At 61.6% G+C, this 15330-nt stretch carries 11 protein-coding genes and 1 pseudogene; 6 read left to right on the top strand and 6 right to left on the bottom strand.

The window, feature by feature from the left end; all coding sequences use genetic code 11:
* Nucleotides 1–189: 189 nt before the first annotated feature.
* Nucleotides 190–1959 carry a hypothetical protein gene (locus tag GX444_04235; protein ID NLH47796.1) on the top strand — a complete coding sequence of 590 codons (1770 nt, stop codon included), beginning with the start codon at nucleotides 190–192 and terminating at the stop codon, nucleotides 1957–1959.
* Between the two features lie 11 nt (nucleotides 1960–1970).
* On the opposite strand, the gene GX444_04230 is transcribed toward GX444_04235, so the two are convergent.
* Nucleotides 1971–2351, bottom strand: a complete 381-nt coding sequence (locus GX444_04230; protein NLH47795.1) for a protease inhibitor I42 family protein — start codon at nucleotides 2349–2351, stop codon at nucleotides 1971–1973.
* A gap of 199 nt (nucleotides 2352–2550) precedes the next feature.
* Here GX444_04230 and GX444_04225 point away from each other — a divergent pair.
* Together GX444_04225 and GX444_04220 are read left to right on the top strand one after the other, a co-directional pair.
* Nucleotides 2551–2778 (top strand): annotated as a pseudogene (locus GX444_04225) (DNA primase).
* Between the two features lie 2134 nt (nucleotides 2779–4912).
* A complete protein-coding gene (locus GX444_04220; GenBank protein ID NLH47794.1) occupies nucleotides 4913–6253 on the top strand; it encodes a hypothetical protein in 1341 nt (446 codons plus the stop codon).
* 85 nt (nucleotides 6254–6338) lie between these two features.
* Here GX444_04220 and GX444_04215 read toward each other — a convergent pair whose 3' ends face one another.
* A complete protein-coding gene (locus GX444_04215) occupies nucleotides 6339–7247 on the bottom strand; it encodes an SDR family oxidoreductase (GenBank protein ID NLH47793.1) in 909 nt (302 codons plus the stop codon).
* Between the two features lie 188 nt (nucleotides 7248–7435).
* Here GX444_04215 and GX444_04210 point away from each other — a divergent pair, with 188 nt between their 5' ends.
* Nucleotides 7436–8410 (top strand): hypothetical protein, encoded by a 975-nt coding sequence (locus GX444_04210; protein NLH47792.1) that lies wholly within the window; start codon nucleotides 7436–7438, stop codon nucleotides 8408–8410.
* Between the two features lie 4 nt (nucleotides 8411–8414).
* On the opposite strand, the gene GX444_04205 is transcribed toward GX444_04210, so the two are convergent.
* Entirely contained in the window at nucleotides 8415–8939 is a 525-nt protein-coding gene (locus GX444_04205) for a tetratricopeptide repeat protein (protein NLH47791.1), read from the bottom strand.
* A 272-nt stretch (nucleotides 8940–9211) separates the two neighbouring features.
* Here GX444_04205 and GX444_04200 point away from each other — a divergent pair, with 272 nt between their 5' ends.
* Both GX444_04200 and GX444_04195 read left to right on the top strand, forming a co-directional pair.
* Nucleotides 9212–11857 carry a DUF4388 domain-containing protein gene (locus GX444_04200; GenBank protein NLH47790.1) on the top strand — a complete coding sequence of 882 codons (2646 nt, stop codon included), beginning with the start codon at nucleotides 9212–9214 and terminating at the stop codon, nucleotides 11855–11857.
* An 81-nt stretch (nucleotides 11858–11938) separates the two neighbouring features.
* Nucleotides 11939–12733: a hypothetical protein gene (locus GX444_04195; protein NLH47789.1), complete on the top strand. Its 795-nt coding sequence runs from the start codon at nucleotides 11939–11941 to the stop codon at nucleotides 12731–12733.
* A gap of 33 nt (nucleotides 12734–12766) precedes the next feature.
* Here GX444_04195 and GX444_04190 read toward each other — a convergent pair whose 3' ends face one another.
* The 3 genes from GX444_04190 to dnaJ all read right to left on the bottom strand — a co-directional run bounded on the left by GX444_04190 (nucleotide 12767) and on the right by dnaJ (nucleotide 15314).
* Complete coding sequence (locus GX444_04190) at nucleotides 12767–13237, bottom strand: chemotaxis protein CheX (protein ID NLH47788.1); 471 nt, start codon at nucleotides 13235–13237, stop codon at nucleotides 12767–12769.
* 153 nt (nucleotides 13238–13390) lie between these two features.
* Entirely contained in the window at nucleotides 13391–14059 is a 669-nt protein-coding gene (locus tag GX444_04185; protein NLH47787.1) for a flagellar brake protein, read from the bottom strand.
* A 130-nt stretch (nucleotides 14060–14189) separates the two neighbouring features.
* Nucleotides 14190–15314: a molecular chaperone DnaJ gene (dnaJ, locus tag GX444_04180; protein NLH47786.1), complete on the bottom strand. Its 1125-nt coding sequence runs from the start codon at nucleotides 15312–15314 to the stop codon at nucleotides 14190–14192.
* Between the last annotated feature and the right edge of the window lie 16 nt (nucleotides 15315–15330).

Raw genomic sequence — 15330 nt, 5'->3', positions numbered from 1 at the left:
GGGCAGCTGCCCCTCCAGGACGCAGACCAGCAACCTCATCCGCTGTAACTCCTTGGGAGTCATCGAAATCATGTCCTTCTTCATGGGGGACATAATCGCTAAGCAGTTACAGGGGACAAAGTCGCTAAGCTAATACAGCCGACCGGGCTCAAGTTGCATCTTGACGGCGGCTCGCGTTACGATCCGCCGATGTCAAACGAACGAACGCAAAAACTTCTGGCGCTGCTGTTGTTGCTGCTGGCGGGATTGGCCGTCTACCGGCCGTCCCTGAACTGCGGTTTCAATTACGACGACATTCTGGTCATCCGCGACAACGATTTCATTTCCCATCCGGCCAATTTGCTACGCTTGTGGGGCCGTGCCTATTTGCGGGCCGCCGGCGAGGAAACGTATCGGCCGCTGGTCACCGCCAGTTATCTGGTCGATCACCTTTTCTGGGGCAAGGAACCGTTCGGCTACGCGCTGACGAACCTGCTGCTGGGCGTTTTTTCGGCGTGGCTGTTGTTTCTGCTGCTGCGGCGGTTGTTTCCCGATGGGAAAGCGGCGGCCGGGCTGGCCGCAGGGTTGTACCTTTTGCATCCGGCGCTGGTCGAGACCATCGCCGTGCCGTCCAACCGGGAACAGATTCTCAGCGTCTTTCTGCTGCTGCTCGCGGGTTGTTGCTGGACGGCCGGGCTCGACGAGCGGCCGCGCCGCGCGCGCTGGTTGTCGCCGTTTTTCCTGCTGGCGGCTTGTTACACCCTGGAATGGGGCGTGCTGTGGCCGGCCGTGCTGACGGGGCTGGCTTTCGTGCGCGGCGACGGCTGGCGGCAAGCCTGGCGCCGGACGTGGCCCGAATGGCTGGTCGCCTGGCTGTACCTGTTTCTCTGGGTGTTCGCGCATCCGCGCCAGCCGGCGGACACGGCCTGGTTGGGCGGCGGCCCGGCGGGCGGTTTGTGGGCTTTCGGCGTGCTTTTCTGGCGTTACGTCCGCCTGGCGTTTTTGCCGATCGCGCTCCGGCCTTCCTATCTGTTGCATGCGCCGGTGGCGCTCGCCGGCTGGGCGGCGCAAATCGGCCTGTGGCTGGTCGTCCTCGGCGCGGCGATCGGACTGTTGAAACGTAAACGGGCGGCGCTGGGCGCGGGGATTTTTCTGCTGGCGCTGTTGCCGGTCAGTCATATTTTCATGCCGTTCTGGATCGTGATGGCCGAGCGCTACCTGGCCCTGCCGCTGATCGGCCTGTTGCCGCTCGTGGCGGCGGGCGTCTGGCGATTGCCGAAAACGGCGCGCTGGGCGGTGGCCGCGTTGCTGATTTTATCCTTCGGCTGGCTGGCCCACGCGCAGGTCGGCGTCTGGCGCGATCCGTTGTCGTTGTGGAGCCGGGCGGTCGCCCTGGAACCCGACGATCCCATCGGCTGGACCAATTACGGGGCCGCGTTGGCGCAGCGCGGCGATTATGCGGCGGCGGCCGAGGCGCAACGGCAGGCCTGGGAAGCGGGCGCGCGTTCGGGTAAAAAGACCGCTGGCCTGGCGCTCAATTACGCGCGCGGCCTGGCCAAAACGGGCCGCGCGGCGGAGGCCTGCCGGGTGTTGCTGGATTCGCAGCCGAGCATCGAGGTCAACCGCGACTGGCTGCTGGCGGCCGGACAATATTGCGCCCGGAGCGACAAAACGGCTTCGAGCCGGGCGTTCGCCACCCTACTACTTACCGGCCGCTCGGATTGCGAGGCGTGGTCGCTGTTTTGCGCCACGGCGGAGAAGGAAACCGAATCCTGCCTGCAGCAGGCTTTTCTGATGTGTCCGGAGGACGGTACGTTGTGGTTGCAGGTCGCCGGCATCCACGCCGGGCAGGGCAACGACCTCAAATGCCTGCAAGCTCTGGCGATGGCGCAGCGCGATCCGCGTGCCGGGCAGTGGCGCGCGGTTTCGTTGCAAATTCTGCTGACCTTGAAAGAAAAACTGCGGTTGGCGACGCCGTAGCGGAAGCCGTCTTACTGCACCGTAACGCGGATCGTGACCGTCTTCGCCGGCTGGTCCGCTTGCCAGGAGCGGATCAGGCGAGCTTTCAATTCGACTTCGCCGGCGCCCTTGGCCGTCAGCGTCCAGCGCATCTTGACCGGCCCGCCCATGAGCAACGGATCTTTCGACGGCTCGATTTCCGGCCCGGCCACGGCCAGAACGGCCGCGTCCACGGGCGCCAATTCCCACTTGTAACCCGTGCCGGCGGCCATGGTGAGCGTCAAGGTCGCCGACCGACCGGCTTGGAGCGAGACGGTTTTGCCGTCGTTGGTTTCGTCCCAGGAATCGTCCGTCGGGGCGACCGCCAGGGTGATCGCCAGACACAAGCCTAAAACGACCAAACGGTTAATCAAGACGCCCTCCACCCTTCATTTTTTTCGGCTTTTTCCGCGTCCATCGCGTATTTTTCTCCAGCCGGATATACAACCCATCGGATCGGCAGGCATTTTTGATTAGCAAAATGAAACGGCCGGCGGTTTTTTCTTACCGTCTACCGGCGGCGCGGCGGACGTTTTATAATCGAGCGCCATTTCGGGGAAAGGAAATCGCGGCATGAAACTCTATTGCGGGCTGTTGTTCATTCTCTCACTTCTGGCGCTTTTTTCGCTGGCGGCATGCGGCGATGACGATGATGATGATTCTTCATCGGTTGACGATGACGATGACGATAGCTCCGTCGCCGACGATGATGACGATAACGATGACGACAATGACGACAATGATGACAATGACGATAATGACGACAATGACGACAACGACGACAATGACGACAACGACGATACCGATCCCGGCGATCCAATCGAGCCGACGGATGGTTTTCTGAGCCGGCAGGCCGAGTACCTGGCGGCGTGCGACGCCGACAATGCCCCGCCCGACGGCGGCGTCTACGGCCAGGTCTGCCGGGTTTACAACGGCGAAACGACCTACAGCGAAACGGCCATTCAGGAAAGCCTGGCGGAGATCAACGCCCGCGAGGACACCGCGGATTTCGACCTGAATTCCCTGTTGCGCCTGTTGTATCTCGATCGCGACCGGAACGTGCTGCCGACGGAGTTGAAGGCGGACATCGAGGCCGCGGTGCTCAACTTCAAATACTGGCTGGACGAAACCGGGCCGGACACGATGTGCTGGTGGTCGGAAAATCACCAAATCCTGTTTCATTCCGCCGAGTTGCTGGCCGGGCAGTTGTTCCCCGACGACGTGTTTCCGAATGCCGGCATGACCGGCGCCGAGCACGTGGCCCATGCCTTGCCGCAGGTTCTGCGCTGGCTCGATTTCCGCGGCAAATTCGGCTTTTCCGAATGGCACTCGAACGTTTACTTCAACGAGGATATGCCGGCGCTGGTCAACCTGGTCGATTTCGCCGAGGACGATACCGCACGAACCAAGGCCGCGATGACCCTGGATATTCTCGCTTTCGACATGGCCGCCAACTATTACCGCGGGCTGTATGCCACGACGCACGGCCGCACCTACCAGAGCCATCTGCTCGGCGGCTTGTCCGATTCGACCGATGGCGCGGCCTGGATCATGCTGGGGCTAGGAACCCGCAACGGCAGCGGCAACTTCAGCGCCACGCACCTGGCGACCAGCGATTTCTACTGGCCGCCGGCCGTGCTGGAAGACGTCGCGAACGACGCGCTCAACGAACTGGAGCACCGGCAGCGGGACAGCATCGACATCGCCGACGGCCCGGATTACGGCATCGGCTACGAGGATTGGGACGACATCCTCTTCTGGTGGGGGGCCACCGGCTACGTGGCGCCCGATATCGTTACCGGCACGTTCGACCTCGTGGAAAATTTCGACATGTGGGACGGTTTCCTGTGGAGCGACCTCGCCTTCCTGCGCTTCCTGGTCGGCAGTCCGTTGTTGAAATTCGTCTCCACCCTGCTGGAGCCGATGTCGCGCGGCGTGGCGCTGGAAACGATGGGCACCTACACCTACCGGACGCCGGATTATCAGCTTTCCGGCGCACAGGATTACAATCCGGGCATGTGGACCGCCCAGATTCACATCTGGCAGGCGACGCTCGATGCCGACGCCTACGTGTTCACTTCGTATCCGGGCGGGCTGGCCGACGACTACATGGCCGGACCCTGGACCGGCGGCTGGACGCCGCGGGCGACGATGTTCAAGAACGTCGGCGTCTTCCAATACCGGCGGCCGGACATTCCGTTGCTCGATCAGTACCTGTTCGTCGATTACTCGCATGCCTATTTCCCGAAGAACGAATTCGACGAATTGGTCCAGGACGAACACTGGACCATCGGCCGCAAAGGCGACGCCTACGTGGCGCTGTATTCGCAGGAACCGCCGGTCTGGTCGACGGAAAACGACTACGAATTGATCGCCGACGCACGGGAGAACGTGTGGCTCGTCGAATTGGGCGACGCGGCGGAAAACGGCTCGTTCGCGCAATTCGTCGCCGACATCCAAAACGCGACGGTGACGATCGGCGATGCCGTGACCTACGAATCACCCAGCCGCGGCACGGTCGAAGTCGGTTATACCGGCGCGATGGTCGTCGACGGCGAAACGGTGGATCTCGGCCCCTACGCGCGGTTCGACAACCCGTATTGCTACCAGGAGTTCGGCGACAACGTCACCGCGATCGAACTGGGAACCCGGCGCCTGCAGCTCGATTTCCAGCAGGGCCGCCGCCGCTACTGGGCGGATTGAGCCGGCTTTTCGCGACCGTTCAGCGGATGGATCATCCCCAAGGAAAGGAATGATTTTACGGACTTGCCTCATTTGAAAATATGAGTATGAATAGAAAGAAAATGGCTTTGTATTTTTTATTAAAGGGGTTCCACCGAAAAATTCACCCGCGAATGACCGCCGAAGGATGAATATTTCCTTCATTGGGGAGGCGGTTGGTTGTTCCCCGAACGGTGAAAATCAGGAGGCATCGATGACTCGGCCCGTGATGTTATGGGGAATGGGCGCATTAGCATTGTTATTCTCGCTGGCGTTGTTGATCCCGCTTGGCGCCGCGGTTGCCGCCGATACCGGCGCGATCTTGCAGTCTTTGGCCGCCGAGCGGGCGGAAAAGACGCCGGCGATCGAGGATCAGGCGGGCGCGCATCCGCTCGATTCGTTTTACGCGGCTTTGGCGCGGACGGCGGCCAAACAGCCCGGAGCGATCACCCGCATCTGCCACTTCGGCGATTCGCTGATCGAGATGGATCTGGTTTCCGGCCAGGCGCGCCGCCGGATGCAGATGAAATGGGGCGACGCCGGCCACGGATGGGTCAACGTCAGCCGGCCGCAGCCGTGGTATCGACCCTACGACGTGTTGCACGAACCGGCCGCGTCCTGGATCGCCTACGCGCTTTACGACAGCAGCCAGAAGGATCGCCGCTTCGGCCTGGGCGGCGCGCTCTCGTTCGCTTACAAGGCCAAGGCGGAAGCGGTTTTCGGCACTTCCAAAAAAGGTCAGACCGGCCGCTCCGTCTCGCGCTTCCAGATTCTGTATCCGGTCGATCCGCAAAACGGTCCGCTCGAGGTGGAGGTCGACGGCAAGCGGCTCGGCCTGATCCCGACGACCGGCTCGCCGGCCCGCGACGCCTACACCGAAGTCGCCGTGGCGGACGGCGCGCATGAACTGACGCTCGTCGCGCCGAACAAGGGAACGCGCGCCTACGGCGTCATCCTCGAGCGCGACGTGCCCGGCGTGGTCTACGACGCCCTGGGCACCAACGGCGTCGGCGCCGGCGCGCTGCTCACCATCCAGCGCGATCACTTCATCAACATGCTGCGCCACCGCAATCCGAACCTGGTCATTCTCAGCTACGGCGGCAACGAGGCGCGCTCCAATTTCGCCCCCGAACAGGCGAAAAAAGACCTGCTCGAGGACATCGCGGTGGTCCGTCAGGCGTTGCCGAACGTCGCGATCCTGGTCACCAGCCCGAACGATTCGGCGCTTAAGCAGGGCCCCAATCTGGTCAGCGACGGGCGCGTCCAGAAAGTGGCCGCGAAGCAGAAGGAAGCCGCGGCGGAGGCGAAGGTCGCCTACTGGAGTATTTTCGAGGCGATGGGCGGCGACGGCGCGATGGCCCGGTGGTACCAGGCGAGCCCGCGGCTGGGCGCCGGCGATCTGCTGCACCCGACCCCCGAGGGCGGCGTGGTGCTGGGCAACCTGCTCTACAACGCGCTGATGCAGGATTTCGCCGCGTATTTGCAACGGGGCGGCGGTTTCGGCGCGGCCAGGCCGGCGACGGCCAGCCCGTTGCAGAAGATCAATCTGCAATAGCTCGCGTCCGGTCAAACGAAGAAAAGGCGGCCCTGGCGGGTCGCCTTTTTTTTGCGTCTGGTTTCGGCCGCTGCCGTTCGCCGGTTTACTCGGCCGACGATAGGTTCTGCATGGTGATCATGCTCGATTCCTGCAACGAGGAAACGAGCTGCCCGCCCGCCATTTTGTTGGCGGCCGGCCAATGCTCGGCGATTTTTTCCATGGTGAGGCCGTCCTTGAGCGGCAGCGCCACGCCGGGCGACCGCAGCCAGCGCACCCGCGCGATGACGCCCGCGCCGACCTCGTAAATCGCGCCGTTTTCCTCGCAGCCCTCGCTGCACAGGTAGCCGACCAGCGGCGAGACGTACTCGGGTTTGAGCTTCTCGCAGATTTCCTTGGGCAGCACCGTTTCGGTCATGCGGCTGCCGGCGATCGGGGCGATCATGTTGACGTGGACGTTGCGCTTGGCGCCCTCAGCGGCCAGCGACAGGCCCATCCCGATGACGGCCATTTTCGCGGTCGAGTAATTGACCTGCCCGAAGTTGCCGTAGAGGCCCGCCGCCGAGGTGGTCATGATGACGCGGCCGTAATTCTGGTCGCGCAGGTGCGGCCAGGCGGCGTGCATGAGGCGGTAGGTGCCCTGGACGTGAACGTCGAGGATTTTGTTCCAGTCGTCGTCGGTCATTTTGTGAAACGACACATCGCGCAAAATGCCCGCGTTGTTGATGACGATGTCCACCCGGCCGAAATGGTCCAGCGCCGCCTGAACGATCTTCGCGCCGTCGAGCACCGAATCGTAATTCGCCGCGGCCTCGCCGCCCTCGTTTTTGATTTCCCGGACGACCAGCTCGGCCGGTTCGGCCGAACCGCCGCCTTCGCCGGTCCACGCGCCGCCCAGATCGTTGATCAGCACCTTGCAGCCGCGCGACGCCAGCAACAGCGCGTGCGCCCGCCCCAAGCCGCGGCCCGCTCCCGTGACGATCGCCACCCGCCCGTCGAAACGGAACTCGTTCATGGCACCACCCCTCTATACATTGGTTTTTCGCGAACCCAGTCGATTGGAGACGATAATTCTCGCACCTCGCGCGCCGCTCGTCCAGACGCCGGCGGAAGAATCCCGACAAAAATCCGCCGCCCCGCGCCGCCGCTCTTTCTCCGGGCGTCGTCTTCTGATAGAAAGGCTCTCCCGGAAAGGGGGATTGCATGCAAGGACCGCAAATCGTGTCGCACGGCGATTTCGACGGCATCGTGTCGGCGGCGCTGGCGTCGCTGTGGACGCGGCACACCTTCGTTTTCTTCACCGGCCCCGAGTCGTTGCGTCGCAACACCTTCGGCCCGAAGGATGTCGTGTGCGATCTGCCCCATCCGTCCTATCCGGTGCGCGCCTGGTTCGATCACCACGCGGGCAACATCGAGGAAGCCCGCCAGATGGCCTGGTCGGTGGGCGAGGGCGCCGCCTACGAAGCCCCCTCGGCGGCGCGGGTCATTTACGACCATCTGAAAAGCAGCGTGAATTTTCCGCCGTTTCTGGCCGAAACCGTCGCGGCGACCGACCGGGTTGATTCGATGGATTACGCCACGATCGAGGATTGGCTGGCCGAGACGCCGGAGAACATCCTGAACAGCACGATTTTTCTGCCCAACGAAGATCTGCAACAGGCGCGGAAATATCTGCTGCGGCTGGTGACCATGGTGCAGACCAAGCCGCTTTCCGAGGTCGCCGAATACCAGGAAGTGCGGGAACGGTTCGCGAAAAACCAGGAACACGGCAAGCGCGCCGCCGAAACCATCGGCCGGCTGGGCGAACTGGTGGGCAACGGCCAGATCTGCGTGCTCGATTTTTCCGAGATGAAAGTCGCGCCGCGCTTCTCGAAAAATCTCGCCTATACCCTGTTCCCGAAGGCCGGCGCGGTGCTTTCGATTCAACCCGTCGTCATGGGCGGCCGTAAAACCAACGACCTGCGGCTGAGCCTGTCGCTCAACCCCTTCCTGAAAGAGCAACTGCGGCTGCACGACTGCGCCGCCATTCTCGACCAGCTCGAACTGGGCGGCGGCCATCCCACCGCCGCGGGCGGCAAGATCACCGCCTCGTCCAAGGACGAACGACTGCGCATCAAGGCCAAGGTGGTGGAAGACATCGTGCGGCTCTGGGGCAAGCAAACCGCCGCGGCGAAATAATCGCTTAAGGTTTCGGGGTCAGCCACTTTTCCAGCCGGGCTTTCGCCGGGGGATTGTCGGCGACCTTCGCCAGCGCGAGGCGGGCCAGGGTGTCGCTCGAATCGGTTTCCTTCAATTCACCCGACAACGAACGAATGGCGGCGAGGGCGCGGACGACCTGCGCGTCCTCGGGGTAGGTCCGCACGAAACGTTCGTACTCGGCGAGCGCCTTTTTCGGCTGCTTCAACTGATAACGCTGGGTGGCGGCGATGACCAGCAACGCCTGGCGTGCCTGCGGCGAATCGGGGTAGGACCGGAGCACTTCCTCCAGCGTCGCCAGGCCGGAGAAATCGCCGGCGCGCAAGAGATTGCGGCCGGCGACGAAAAGGTCGCGGGCCTTTTCAAATTTGTATTCGCCGGTCGAGGGCGGCAGGGTGCGGGCGACGTTGACGTTGACCAGGTTGGGCGTTTTAACCTTCCCGTGCGAAAAAACGCGGTAACAGGAAACGAACGCCCACGAAAAAACGGCGATCACCACGGACCACACCACGACGCGGCGGACCCAGACGATGGGCGGCGTTTTTTGCGGGGGACGAAAAACGGTTATATTCTCTAAAGAAACTTGCTTTTCGACCTGTTTGCTTTCCGGTTCCATGCAAACAGCTTCAAGCAAGCGAGGCCCGGATGTCAAGTAAAAAGGGCCGCCCGCTGCCGTCGCCGGCGGGGGGCCGAAAGGGGATACGGAATAAAACTTGACATAACAAGGATTTATATCTTACTGTGCACGAAGGAAAATGATGAGGCGACAAAAGGTTATTACGCGTGGAAAAAATCCTCATTGTCATTAACAACCGCGGCGAATTGCGCCGCATTTCCACCTTTTTCGAAAAAGAAGGCTTCGAGGTCATACCGGCCGCGGACGGCCTGGCGGGGTTCGACCTGTTCAAGGAGCATTTGCCGGCCGCGATCGTCATCGACGTGCTGATTCCCAAACTGTCGGGCGGCGAACTCTGCCAGCGGATCAAGAGCGATCCGGACGGCGATCAAATCCCCATCGTGATCGTCAGCAGCCTCTTTCGCCAGACCAACATGGCCGAACGCGTTCTCAAATTGTGGAAAGCCGATCGCTATTACCAATCGCCTTACATGCCCAAGGCGCTGGTCGAGGACGTCGAGAAATTGATCGCCGCGCGGCCCCCGCGCGAGCGGCCGAGCCGGCCGCCGGCGACCGCGGCCGCCCCGCCCGAAACCACGTCGGCGACGAACCGGCCCACGCCGGCCCACGCGGCGCGCGAGCCGGAAATCTCGCTCGACGATCTGCTCGATAAAACGCTGGCGGACATCGCCGGCACGGAATTGCTCGATCGCGCCCCGAAGGTCGCCCAGATCAACGAAGGCATCAAACCCCCGTCCGGCGCCGACAACCCGCTGGCCGATCTGCTGGCCGAGATGACCGATTTGTTCGAAGCCAAGCCGCCGGCGGCCGCGGCCGCCGAGCCGCTCACGGAAGAACTTCCGGAGCTGGCTGAGGTCGACGCGGCGGAAAGCGACGAGGAATTTCCGCGCGAGGGGCTGCTGGAGGAAATCAGCGTTCCCGAGCTGATGGCCTATCTTTATTACAGCCGGAAGACCGGCATTCTCGAGCTGTCGCACCAGGGCAATTACAAGCACGTTTATTTCGACGAGGGCCGCGCCGTCTACGTCGAAAGCGAAAGCCGCCAGGAAAGCCTGGGCCAGGTGTTGATGCGGCAGGGGATCGTCAGCGAGCAGGACGTCATGCTCTCGCTCGAAAACATGGCCGCCTTCGGGCGCCGGCAGGGCGGGGCGATGGTCGAGCTGGGCATCCTCAACCCGATGCAGCTCTACCAGGCCCTGCGCCAGCAGATGCGCGAGAAACTGCTCAATCTCTTTCAATGGCTCGAAGGTTCGTACTACTTCGACGAAGTCGCCTTCGACAAGCTCAGCCTGACGATTTTCGAATTGCCGATGCCGCGGCTCATCCTCGACGGCGTTTTGCATTCTTACGACGCAGCCTCGGTGGAGGAGATGTTCGCCGAGGTGGGCGATCAGGTGGTGGTGCCCGCGGAACCGTTGCCGTTCGACCGCCGGATGGTCGAATTGGGCGAGGAAATCTGGCGGCTGCATTCCCTGATCGACGGCCGGCGGACGCTCGCCGAAATCGTCGCCGCCTCGCCGCTCGAACGCGAACAGACCTTCCTGCTCCTTTATGCCATGTTGATTTTACGGATGTTCGACCGGCGCCGCGAGGAAGAAGAGGCTCCCGCCCGGCCGCCGCAGCCCGCCTCGCCGCCGCGCCCGGCGCGCACCGTGGTCGAACCCACCTTTGCCGAGGATGTCACGGTCGATTTGACCGAGATCGACTGGCAGGATCCGGAAAGCGAGGCGCCGGCGCCCGTCGATTTGAAACCGATCGACGAATCCCCCGCCGCGCCGGCCGCGACCGCCGGTGACGACGATCTGTTGTTCGTCTTTGAAGATGCACCGGAAACGACGGCGCCCATTCCAGCGTCGCCCCCGCCGCCGAGCAGCGAACTGGCGCCCGACCTGGAAGCGGAGTTGGCGCAATTCGAGCAGCAGGAAATCAAGCCGTCGCCGGCCGGCGAACTGGCGCCGATCGACGAGGTGGAAGCCGACCAGTCCGCGGTGGACGACGAATGGATTCAGGGGTTGCTGAATCTGTTTTTGCGGATCGAGCAAAGCAATCACTACGAATTGCTCGACGTGCCGCGCAACGCCGGCGAGCTGGCGATCAAGATGGCCTATCACAACCTGGTGAAAAAATACCACGCCGACAAGATCGCCACGCTGAGCGACCCGGAACTGAAAGACAAGGCCAACCGCGTGGTGCAATCGCTGACCCTGGCCTACAACGTGCTGGCGAACGTGGCGAAACGCGCCGAATACGACCGGCGGCTTTCGGGCATGGGCGAGGAACTGAAGGAACGCCGCATCACCACGATCCTGGCCGCCGAACGCGCCTTCAACCAGGGCGTGCTGTCATTGCGGCGCGGGCGTTTCGCCGAGGCCGAAACCCACTTCCGGGAGGCGTGCGACCTGTTCCCGGAGGAAGGCGAGTATCACGCCTTTTACGGCTGGGCCTGCTTCAACAACTCCGAACGCCCCGAGGGCGAGCGCTCCAACCAGGCCCGCGAATCGATCGAACGGTCGATCAAAATCAATCCGAAGGGCGACAAGGGCTATTTCTTCCTGGGCAAAATCCTGCTGGGCTTCGGCAACAAGGAAAAAGCCCGCCAGATGTTCGCGCTGGCTTTCCGCTACAACAAAAACAACGAGGAAGCGAAGGGCGAACTGCGCAAGCTGCAGGTCGACCGCGAGCGCGAACGCGTCGAGCTGGAAGGCAAGGAAAAGGAAAAGCTCGGCAGCCTGCTGAAAAAAGACATCGATTTTTCCAGCGTCAAACGAACGATCAAAAAAATCTTCTTCTGATCCCCTCGGCCAAACGCGCTTTGACCGCCGGCGCGGCGGTTGCTACTCTACGGGCAGACCGAAGGCGAAAGGATGCGGCGCGTGGCGGAAAAAATCACCGCGGAACTCGTTCAGGAAACCATCGCCAATCTGGTGCGTTTTGCCGATCAGATCGTCGACCTGTCCCTGCGCCGCCATTTTTTCGTGCGCCGGATCGAACCGCTGGACGACGAGGTGATCGCCGAGGTGCTGCACGAAATCCAGGCCCGCGCCTTGCAAGGCGATTCCGCCTGCAAAGCGCTCGTTTCCTCCGGCATCGACGCCCAACTCATCTTCGAGACGCTCGGCAAGCTGCGCGTCGGGCGGATCTATCACGCCGCGGCCCGGCAAAAGCATACCGACGTCTGCAACCTGTTTCGCACCATCAAGCCCGTCAAATCGCCGGAAGGCGATGAGGAGTCGTTTCTCAAGTACGGCCTGCCGAATCTGACCGTCGGCGAACGCGCCAGCGCCGCGCGCAGCCTCGATCCCGACCTGTTGACCCGCGTCGGCTACGACGTCAGCCCGCGCGTGATCCGCGATCTGTTGACCAACCCGCGCCTGACCGAAAAAATGGTGGTGGCCATCTCGGCCCGCCGGCCCAACCGGCCGGAAATCCTGCAGGTGATTTTTGAAAGCGCCAAATGGCGCGCCCGGCCGGACGTGCGGTTGTCGCTGGTGCGCAATCCGTACACGCCGCCGCAGATCGCCATGGCGCTGCTGCCGACCCTCAAGCGGCAGGAGTTGCGCGAGGTGCTCAACGACGGCAACGTCCATCGCGAGATACGCGAGGCGGCCGAGCAGGCGCTGGTAAAAAAGAAAGAAGCCGAGGAAACTTTGTTGCAGGTCGAAGATTAGCCGGATCGTCTTGCCCCGACCGCGCGCCCGCGGTCACACGTCCTCGAAACAGACTTCAACGTAGAATTCACCGGTGCCGTCGATGGTAAAGGGCACGACGATGATCGGGCCGTGGGTCTTGTGGGTGATCGTATGGCTTTTGCCGGTGATGGTGGTCGGGATGGCCATTTCAAAGCGGTAGCCCTGTTCGGCCAGGCTTTTCTTCGCGCCGCCGGTGACCATGTTGGTGATTTCGCCGACCACGTCCTTCACGGTGTCGTCGATTTCCGTGAAGCTTTCACCCAGCATCTGTGATGCGATGTGCAGGATGGCTTCGCGCGAGAAATTGATCGCCAGCGAGCCGCGAACCTGATTGCCCGCCAGGCCGATCATGCCGGTGACCTCGCCGCTGGCCATATTGGAAGATTTGATAAACGGCTTCCCGGCCTTTGCCTCGGTCATCGCCATGGTGGAGAGAACGTTTAAAATAGCGCTGAGGAAAGGGTTCACGAATTCGACGTTCATGCGAAATCTCCCAAATGGTTACCTGCCTAAAACTTCAGGTAATTTGACGATGTCAAACACATCATTTCGATATTCGTATCGTCAGGCGCGGCAAACGTCTAAACAAAAAAGCTGTGTCCCGAATGAAACAGTACCGAGTGAAAACACGCGCGACTATTTGAGATTCTGCGAGACGACCTGCCGCCGCAGGCAGCTTTCGATATATTTCTTTATTTTTCCAAGGTTTACGAGGTCGTCTTCGTCGAATTGCACACCGACCAGGCTTTCTTCCTTGGAATAATTGACCCGGACGACCTTGGTTTTCAGGTTATCGACCTGATTGCCGTCGGGTAGGGTGAAGGACAGTTCCACGTCGTCGCCGATGAATTGCTCGTCGTTGGAAACCAGGAGCGCGCCGAAATTGGAAAGATCCAGCATTTCCCATTCGTCGCCGGTGCCGGTGCCGACCTTCAGGTAAAGTGGGATACGCGGGCTGCGACGCAGGTTTTTGATTTCGACGACTTCCGGATATTCCAGAATCCACATGCCGAACGGTTCTTGCTGTTTGTGGATCAGCCGAGTGATGAAGCCGTAAACCGCACCTTCCAACAGATAGCGGACGATCAATTCGGTGCCCGTCGGAATGATCAACAGGCGGCTTTCCATGGGCAGCGAGGTGATCAGAATATGCGGCCGGGACCAGCCGATCAGCGTCGCCTGGGCGCGCAACCGCCGGCTTTTTTGCGTTAATTCGAAAAAAATCGGGGTTCCGACCTGGAAATTGGGCGAGACCTCGTTTTTTTTGAAAATGATGGCCTCGGGTTGATTGTTTTCAGGAGCCATTAGCTATCCAATCCTCACCTTGAAATATTTGCGGATGGTACGATTCGTCTCGATTGTAGCCGACGGATCGGCGAAGTCAAGTTTGTCCGAAAGTATCGCCGGGAGGCGATTTGTCTTCGCCGCCGGGAAATCAACCCAGGGCGATGTCTTTGATCTTGTCGAACCAGCTGTCTTTTTTCTTGCTTTTGCTTTTGGTTTTTCGCGAGCCTTCCTCGCAAGCGGCCAGTTGGCGCAGCAAATCTTCCTGTTCCTTGGTCAAATGGCGCGGAATTTCCACGTTGACGATGAAAACCAGGTCGCCGCGACCGTAACCGTGCAGATGCGGCACGCCCTTGCCGGGCACCTTCAAGGGGTGGCCGGGCTGCGTCCCCTTCGGGATTTTCAGATTGACGTTGCCGTCGAGCGTCGGCACCTCGATGGTGGCGCCCAGGGCCGCGTGGCAGAAGGAAATGGGTAGTTCGGCGATCAGATCGTAATTCCGCCGCTGGAAGAAATCGTGCGGTTTGACGTGCAGGACGATGAACAAATCGCCCGGCTGGGCGCTGGTTTCGCCGGTTTCGCCCTTGCCGGGAAGGCGCAATTGGTTGCCGTCCTCGACGCCGGCGGGAATGTTGATGGTGGTCTTCGTGTTTTCGAGTTGCGTGCCCGAGCCGCGGCATTCGCGGCAAGGGTTTTGGATGATCCGTCCGGCGCCCCGGCAATGGGGGCAGGTGGTCGTCAGAGTGAAGAAACCCTGGCTGCGGCGGACTTCGCCGACGCCGCCGCAGGTCGGGCAGGTGACGGCGCTGCTGCCGGGCTCCATTTTGGTGCCGTTGCAATGTTTGCAGACGGCGTGATGCCCGATTTCGATTTCCTTGGTGGCGCCGAAGACCGCTTCCTCGAACTCGAGTTCCAGGTCGTAGCGCAGATCGGCGCCGCGCCGCGGCCCGGAGCGCCGCCGGCCGCCGCCGAAATTGAAAAATTCCTCGAAGATGCCGCCCATCGAGGAAAAAATGTCCTCGAAACTCGAAAAGCCGGTGAACCCCTGGCCTTTCAAGCCGTCATGACCATAGGTGTCGTAGATGCGGCGTTTTTCGGGATCGGAAAGCACTTGATAGGCTTCACTGGCTTCTTTGAAGCGCCGTTCGGCCTCGGGATTGTCGGGATTGCGGTCCGGATGGGATTCCAGAGCGATTTTACGGTATGCCTTCTTGACGTCGGCATCCGTGGCGCCGCGGCTCAGACCCAGGATTTCGTAATAGTCTTTGTTGATCATTTCCGCGTTTTCCGCA

The sequence above is a fragment of the Myxococcales bacterium genome (assembly GCA_012517325.1).
GTDB lineage: Bacteria > Lernaellota > Lernaellaia > Lernaellales > Lernaellaceae > JAAYVF01.
The sequence above is the reverse complement of the archived record's forward strand: the minus strand, read 5'-3'. Positions and strand labels throughout refer to the sequence as shown.

Excerpts from the sequence above, each read along its gene's own strand:
- GX444_04235 (NLH47796.1), top strand. The coding sequence starts at position 190 with ATGTCAAACGAACGAACGCAAAAACTTCTGGCGCTGCTGTTGTTGCTG.
- GX444_04220 (NLH47794.1), top strand. The coding sequence starts at position 4,913 with ATGACTCGGCCCGTGATGTTATGGGGAATGGGCGCATTAGCATTGTTA.
- GX444_04215 (NLH47793.1), bottom strand. The coding sequence starts at position 7,247 with ATGAACGAGTTCCGTTTCGACGGGCGGGTGGCGATCGTCACGGGAGCG.
- GX444_04210 (NLH47792.1), top strand. The coding sequence starts at position 7,436 with ATGCAAGGACCGCAAATCGTGTCGCACGGCGATTTCGACGGCATCGTG.
- GX444_04190 (NLH47788.1), bottom strand. The coding sequence starts at position 13,237 with ATGAACGTCGAATTCGTGAACCCTTTCCTCAGCGCTATTTTAAACGTT.
- GX444_04185 (NLH47787.1), bottom strand. The coding sequence starts at position 14,059 with ATGGCTCCTGAAAACAATCAACCCGAGGCCATCATTTTCAAAAAAAAC.
- dnaJ (NLH47786.1), bottom strand. The coding sequence starts at position 15,314 with ATGATCAACAAAGACTATTACGAAATCCTGGGTCTGAGCCGCGGCGCC.